Annotated in this window: 5 protein-coding genes; 4 read left to right on the forward strand and 1 reads right to left on the reverse strand. The window is 63.9% G+C overall.

Going from position 1 to position 5,891, the window contains the following annotated elements; all coding sequences use genetic code 11:
- Window positions 1-157 precede the first annotated feature (157 nt).
- From MnOB_RS12070 to MnOB_RS12085, 4 genes are all read left to right on the forward strand, one after another.
- Entirely contained in the window at window positions 158-1,297 is a 1,140-nt protein-coding gene (locus MnOB_RS12070; RefSeq protein WP_077524470.1) for an acyl-CoA dehydrogenase family protein, read from the forward strand.
- A 78-nt stretch (window positions 1,298-1,375) separates the two neighbouring features.
- Window positions 1,376-2,206: an amidohydrolase family protein gene (locus MnOB_RS12075; RefSeq protein WP_077524471.1), complete on the forward strand. Its 831-nt coding sequence runs from the start codon at window positions 1,376-1,378 to the stop codon at window positions 2,204-2,206.
- Window positions 2,207-2,259: 53 nt separating this feature from the next.
- Window positions 2,260-3,897 carry an AMP-binding protein gene (locus MnOB_RS12080; RefSeq protein ID WP_077524472.1) on the forward strand — a complete coding sequence of 546 codons (1,638 nt, stop codon included), beginning with the start codon at window positions 2,260-2,262 and terminating at the stop codon, window positions 3,895-3,897.
- A gap of 29 nt (window positions 3,898-3,926) precedes the next feature.
- Window positions 3,927-5,108 (forward strand): CaiB/BaiF CoA transferase family protein, encoded by a 1,182-nt coding sequence (locus tag MnOB_RS12085; RefSeq protein ID WP_077524473.1) that lies wholly within the window; start codon window positions 3,927-3,929, stop codon window positions 5,106-5,108.
- 122 nt (window positions 5,109-5,230) lie between these two features.
- Here MnOB_RS12085 and MnOB_RS12090 read toward each other — a convergent pair whose 3' ends face one another.
- Window positions 5,231-5,722, reverse strand: coding sequence for a SprT family zinc-dependent metalloprotease (locus tag MnOB_RS12090; protein ID WP_077524474.1), 492 nt, complete (start codon window positions 5,720-5,722; stop codon window positions 5,231-5,233).
- Between the last annotated feature and the right edge of the window lie 169 nt (window positions 5,723-5,891).

The following is a 5,891-nucleotide window of genomic DNA, read 5'->3' on the forward strand; positions in this document are numbered from 1 at the left end:
AATCGCCGTTCTTTTTTCATGGCTCCCCGGAAATCCGCGAAGAACCTTTTTTTTGCCTGGCCGAATGCGTCAATTCGCACTGAGCGCTTGCGTCATTGAGGGCGCCAGGCGCTGGCGCCTAACCTGCGGCACGACTTCGGCCCAGGGAGGCAACCCCATGCAGCGCATTCATTTCGAGACCGAACACAATCTGTTCCGCGAGGCTTTCCGTGCCTTCCTGCAGAGGGAAGTGGTTCCGCATCAGGACGAGTGGGAAGCGGCCGGCGTGGTCGACCGCAGCGTGTGGAAGAAAGCGGGGGAGATGGGCTTCCTGCTGCCCTGGGCGGATGAGGAATACGGCGGCTCCGGGCTCAAGGACTTCCGCTACGAGCAGATCATGTGCGAGGAGCTGGCCTACATCAACGAGCCGGGCTTCATGATTCCGCTGCATTCGGCCCTCTGTGGCCCCTACATCGCCGAGTACGGCAACGCCGAGCAGAAGGCGCGTTTCCTGCCGGGCATCATCCGTGGCGAAACCATCCTCGCGGTGGCCATGACCGAGCCGTCCGCCGGTTCCGACCTGGCCGGCATGCGCACCACGGCGGTGGACAAGGGTGACCACTTCCTGCTCAACGGTTCCAAGGTGTTCATCTCCAACGGCTTGCTGGCGGACGTGGTGATCGTCGCCGCCAAGACCGACCCTGCGAACAAGCACGCCATGGGCCTGTTCCTGGTGGAGCGGGGCATGGAAGGTTTCGAGCGCGGCCGCAACCTGAAGAAGCTGGGCATGAAGAGCCAGGACACCGCCGAGCTGTTCTTCAATAACGTCAAAGTGCCAAAGGAAAACCTGCTGGGCGATGCCAAGGGAGGCTTCTTCTACTTGATGAACATGCTCGCCCAGGAGCGCCTGACCAACGCCTGTGGCGCAGTGGCCGGCGCCGAGGCCGCGCTGCTCACCACGATCGACTACGTGAAGGAGCGCAAGGCCTTCGACCGGACCGTGGCGCAGTTCCAGAACACCCGTTTCAAGCTCGCCGAGATGCGCACCCAGATCGACGTTGCCCAGGTGTTCACCGACCGCTGCGTGATGGACCACAACCAGAAAAAACTCACCCCCGAAGTGGCCGCCGAGGCCAAGCTGTTCACCACTGAACTGCTGTGCAAGGTGGTCGACGAAGGCGTGCAGCTGCATGGCGGCTGGGGTTACATGTGGGAATACCCCATCTGCAAGATGTACGCGAACGCCCGCATCCAGCGCATCTTCGCCGGCACCTCGGAAATCATGAAAGAGATCATCAGCCGCGGGATGAAGCTCTGAGGCAAGCGGTGCGCATGGCGCACCCTACCTGTGGGTGTGCCGTGCGCACCTTCGACTGACTCACGCGAGGCAATCGCCATGACTCAAACACACGGCGCCATCGATGCCTGGGCTCAGCTGGCCACCGGCCGCACCCGCGAGCTGATACCCGAGGCGGTGCGACTGTTCGAGAAATCCGGGACCACAGCGCTGCTCGACAAGGGACTGAGCCCCGAGGAAACCGTGGCCGAGATGAACCGTGCCGGCATCGACAAGCTGATGGTCAGCGCCTGGTGCCGGCCGGAGCGCTGGGTCAGCACCAACGACGAGGTGGCCGAGTACACGCGCGCCTTCCCGGACCGCTTCGTCGGGGTTGCCGCGGTGGACATGAGCAAACCGATGGCCGCTCTGCGCGAACTGGACCGCGCGGTGAACGAACTGGGCTTCAAGGCGCTGCGGGTGGTGCCTTGGCTGTGGAAGCTGCCGCCCAACCACCGGCTCTATTACCCGCTCTATGCGAAGTGCATCGAACTGGATATCCCGTTCTGCACCCAGGTGGGCCACACCGGCCCGCTGATGCCCTCGGAAACCGGCCGGCCCGTACCGTACCTGGATGAGGTGGCGCTGGATTTCCCGGAACTGCGCATCGTCGCCGGGCATATCGGCCATCCGTGGACCGAGGAAATGATCGGCGTAGCCTGGAAGCACGACAACATCTATATCGATACCTCCGCCTACCTGCCGCGTTATTACCCGCAGGCCCTGGTCCACTACATGAAGACCTACGGCCAGGACAAGGTGCTGTTCGGCAGCAACTTCCCGCAGTTGTCGCTTTCGAGCTGCATGGCACAGGTGGATGAGATGGAGCTGCCGGAGGTCGTGAAGGAAAAATTCCTGCACGCCAACGCACGAAAGGTATTCAGGCTCTAGAGTGACGAGGCCATTGGGCAGCGAGCCGATAACAACAATAAGAGGGGCGAAGGATGAGTGAAGCACTGCCGTTGCAACGTTTCACCCATTGGGTGGCGACCACGCCGGACCGCGTCTGGCTGCGCCAGCCGGTGGCGCGAACCTGGCATCCCATCACCTGGCGCGAAGCTGACGACCGCGCCCGACGACTGGCCAGCGCATTGCGGGCCCTGGGCTGCGAGCCGGGCGACCGGGTGGCGATCCTGGCGAAGAACTGCGCGGAATGGGTCCTGAGCGACATGGCGATCATGCTCGCCGGGCTGGTCAGTGTGCCGCTCTACCCGCTGCAATCGGCCGAGAGCATCGAGTATGTCCTGCGCCATTCCGCTTGCAAGGTGATCATCCTCGGCAAGCTGGATGGTGCCGAGCGCCTGGAGCCGGGCATTCCCCGCAATGTTGTGCGCGTTGCCCTGCCCTATCCGACCCTGCGTGCCGACCATGCCTGGGGTGAGCTGTTGGCGCGCCACGAGCCCATGCGCGAAACCCATGAACAACGCCCGGACGAGTTGCTCAGCATCCTCTATACGTCCGGCACCACCGGCCAGCCCAAGGGCGTGATGCAGACGGCCCGGGCGTTCGCCTTCGCCTCCAGTCGTTCGGTGAGGGAGATGGGCTTGGGGCCGGATGACCAGTTCTTCTCCTATTTGCCGCTTTCCCATGCCGCCGAACGCTTCCTGGTGCAAACCAACAGCCTCTATTGCGGTGGTGAAATCGCCTTCGTCGAGTCCCTGGAAACCTTCGCGGAAGACTTGCGCCAGGTGCGGCCCACCCAGTTCTTCTCGGTGCCGCGCTTGTGGACGCGCTTCCAGCAGGGCGTGCTGGAGCGGTTGCCGCAGGGAAGACTCGACCGCCTGCTGGCCATTCCGCTGCTGGGCGCCCTGGTGGCCTGGAAGATCCGTCGTGGCCTGGGACTTGACCGCGCGCGGGTGCTGGTGAGCGGTGCCGCGCCCATTCCGGTGGCGTTGCTGGAGTGGTACCGGCGCATCGGCCTGACCATCTGCGAGGGTTACGGCATGACCGAGAACTTCGCCTACGGCAACTTCAATCGACCGGGGCAGGTGCGCTTCGGCACGGTGGGACGGGTGATGCCGGACAATGACCTGCGCATCGCCGACGACGGCGAAATCCTCTACCGCAGCCCATCGCTCATGACCGGCTACTACCTGGAACCGGACAAGAGCGAGGAAACCCTGCGCGATGGCTGGTTGCACACCGGCGACAAGGGGCAGGTCGATGAAGACGGCTATCTGCGCATCACCGGCCGGGTAAAGGACATCTTCAAGACCAGCAAGGGCAAGTACGTCGCGCCGGCCCCCATCGAGGGCGAGATCGCCAAGAATCTCTGGGTCGAGCAGGTGTGCCTGATGGGCAGCGGCCTGGTCCAGCCGCTGGCGCTGATCGAACTGAGCCCGGCAGCGCGCGAGCAGGCGCGCGCCCAGGTGGAGGCGGATCTGCTGGCTACCCTCGAACAACTCAACGTCCGGCTGCAGCCCCATGAACGCATCAGCCACCTGCTGCTGGTACGTGAGCCCTGGACGGTGGATAACGGCTGCATGACGCCGACCATGAAGATTCGCCGTAACGTGCTGGAAGCCCGTTACGCCCCGGCGGTCGACCGCCTCGATTCGCGCCAGGCGCTGCATTGGGAATGACCGCCAGAACACACGCATCAGGAGTTGCCATGAAAGGCCCTTTGTCTTCGCTGAAAATCCTCGACTTCTCCACCCTGCTGCCGGGGCCCTTCGCCTCGTTGCTGCTGGCCGACATGGGCGCCGACGTGCTGCGGGTGGAGTCGCCCACACGCATGGACCTGGTGCGCGTACTGCCGCCCCACGACGGTGGTCAGTCCACCAGCCATGCGTACCTGAACCGCAACAAGCGCAGCATCGCCCTGGACCTGAAACGGCCGGAGGCGGTGGAGCTGGTCCGGCAACTGGTGCAGGAGTACGACATCGTCCTGGAACAGTTCCGGCCCGGCGTCATGGAGCGCCTGGGTTTGGGGTATGAAGCGCTGAAGGCGATCAATCCGAAGCTGATCTACGTCTCCATTACCGGCTATGGCCAGACCGGCCCCTATCGCGACCGCGCTGGACACGACATCAACTACCTGGCCCTGGCCGGCATCGCCAGCTACACCGGACGCCGCGACAGCGGGCCGCTGCCCTTGGGCGTGCAGTTGGCGGATATCGGTGGTGGCTCCCTGCACGGGGTGATGGGCCTGCTCGCGGCGGTGATCCATCGCCAGGCGACGGGGGAGGGGCAGCATGTGGACGTCAGCATGACCGACTGCGCCTTTGCCCTGCACGGTATGGCCGGCGCCGGTTATCTCGGTGCGGGCGTGGAACCGGACATGGAAAACCAGGCCTTGAACGGTGGCAGCTTCTACGACTACTACCGCACCCGCGACGGCCGCTGGTTCTCGGTGGGCAGCCTGGAGCCGCAGTTCATGCAGCAGTTCTGCGCCGCCATCGGCCGTTCTGAGCTGGCAGCCAAGGGACTGTCACCGAAGCCGACGGACCAGCAGGAGCTGAAGCGCGCCATCGAAGTCGAGTTCGAAAAGCGTGACTTCGCTGAGTGGCTTGAAGTGTTCTCCGCTTTGGATGCTTGCGTGGAGCCGATGCTGCCGCTGTCCGAGGCGGTGGCTCATCCGCAGATCGAGGCTCGCGGACTGGTGGTAGAGGTGCCGCGCGAAGGCTTGCCTGCGCAGAAGCAGATCGCCTGCCCGATCAAGTTCTCCGCTGGCTTGCCCACGCCGCGCCACGTCGGCGGAGCGGTGGGCTCTCATACGACCGAGGTCCTGTCCGAGCTCGGACTGAGCGCTGAACAGATCGAGGCACTGAAGGCAGCGAAGGTGGTGGGGTAGGGTGCTGACGCTGAGGTCGCCGACATTCCTGTAGGGGCGAATTCATTCGCCAAGCAGGCCGAAGGTCTGCCCAGCGAAATTTCACGGGGCAGCTGCGCTGCCCTTGGCGAATGAATTCGCCCCTACACCCGGCTCTGTTCCCCGCTGAACACCAGCGTCACCCGGCAGCGCCGGCAGTAGTAGCGGCGTCCACGCGCCACCAGAGCGTGGCGCTGGGCGGAAAAGGGGTGGCCGTCGGGGCAGGCGCAGCGGTACAGGTAGCGCGTCACCTTGCGTCGGTTCACTTCATAGGTGTGGCAGCGATTGGGTGGCAGTTCGTAGACGCCGCGCATGATCAGCTGCCATTCCTCGCCATGGGGCTGGATTCGCGGGCCGAACAGTTGATGGGCGACCAGGTGCGCCACTTCGTGGGCGACGGTCTGACGCAGGAAGTCTTCCTGGTTCTCGCGGTACAGCTGCGGGTTGAAGCGCAGTTTGTTCTCGTCCAGATGGGCGACGCCGGCCTTCTGCCCGCGTAGCTTGAAACTCACTTCGGGGCGAGGAAACCGGCATTTGAAAAAGGCTTCGGCCTGCTCATAGCAGGCCTCGACGCGGGCAAGTAGCTGCTCGGGCATAGGGCACTCCGTTGGCGCGGAATTATGCCGCAAAGCCGGAGTCGTCCGAAGAGGGTTGCGCCGAGCGGTCATTCCCGGCCAAAAGAAAAGGTTCTTCACGGATTACCGGGGAAGGCGGCTTTGATTTTCATGAAAAAGAAGTCGCTGTCCCGATAGCCGTAGGCCATGC

Origin of the sequence: Metapseudomonas resinovorans, assembly GCF_002003485.1 — a bacterium.
Taxonomy (GTDB): Bacteria; Pseudomonadota; Gammaproteobacteria; order Pseudomonadales; family Pseudomonadaceae; genus Metapseudomonas; species Metapseudomonas resinovorans_D.

Coding starts and splice junctions, on each gene's coding strand:
- MnOB_RS12070 (WP_077524470.1), top strand. CDS start 158: ATGCAGCGCATTCATTTCGAGACCGAACACAATCTGTTCCGCGAGGCT.
- MnOB_RS12075 (WP_077524471.1), top strand. CDS start 1,376: ATGACTCAAACACACGGCGCCATCGATGCCTGGGCTCAGCTGGCCACC.
- MnOB_RS12080 (WP_077524472.1), top strand. CDS start 2,260: ATGAGTGAAGCACTGCCGTTGCAACGTTTCACCCATTGGGTGGCGACC.
- MnOB_RS12085 (WP_077524473.1), top strand. CDS start 3,927: ATGAAAGGCCCTTTGTCTTCGCTGAAAATCCTCGACTTCTCCACCCTG.
- MnOB_RS12090 (WP_077524474.1), bottom strand. CDS start 5,722: ATGCCCGAGCAGCTACTTGCCCGCGTCGAGGCCTGCTATGAGCAGGCC.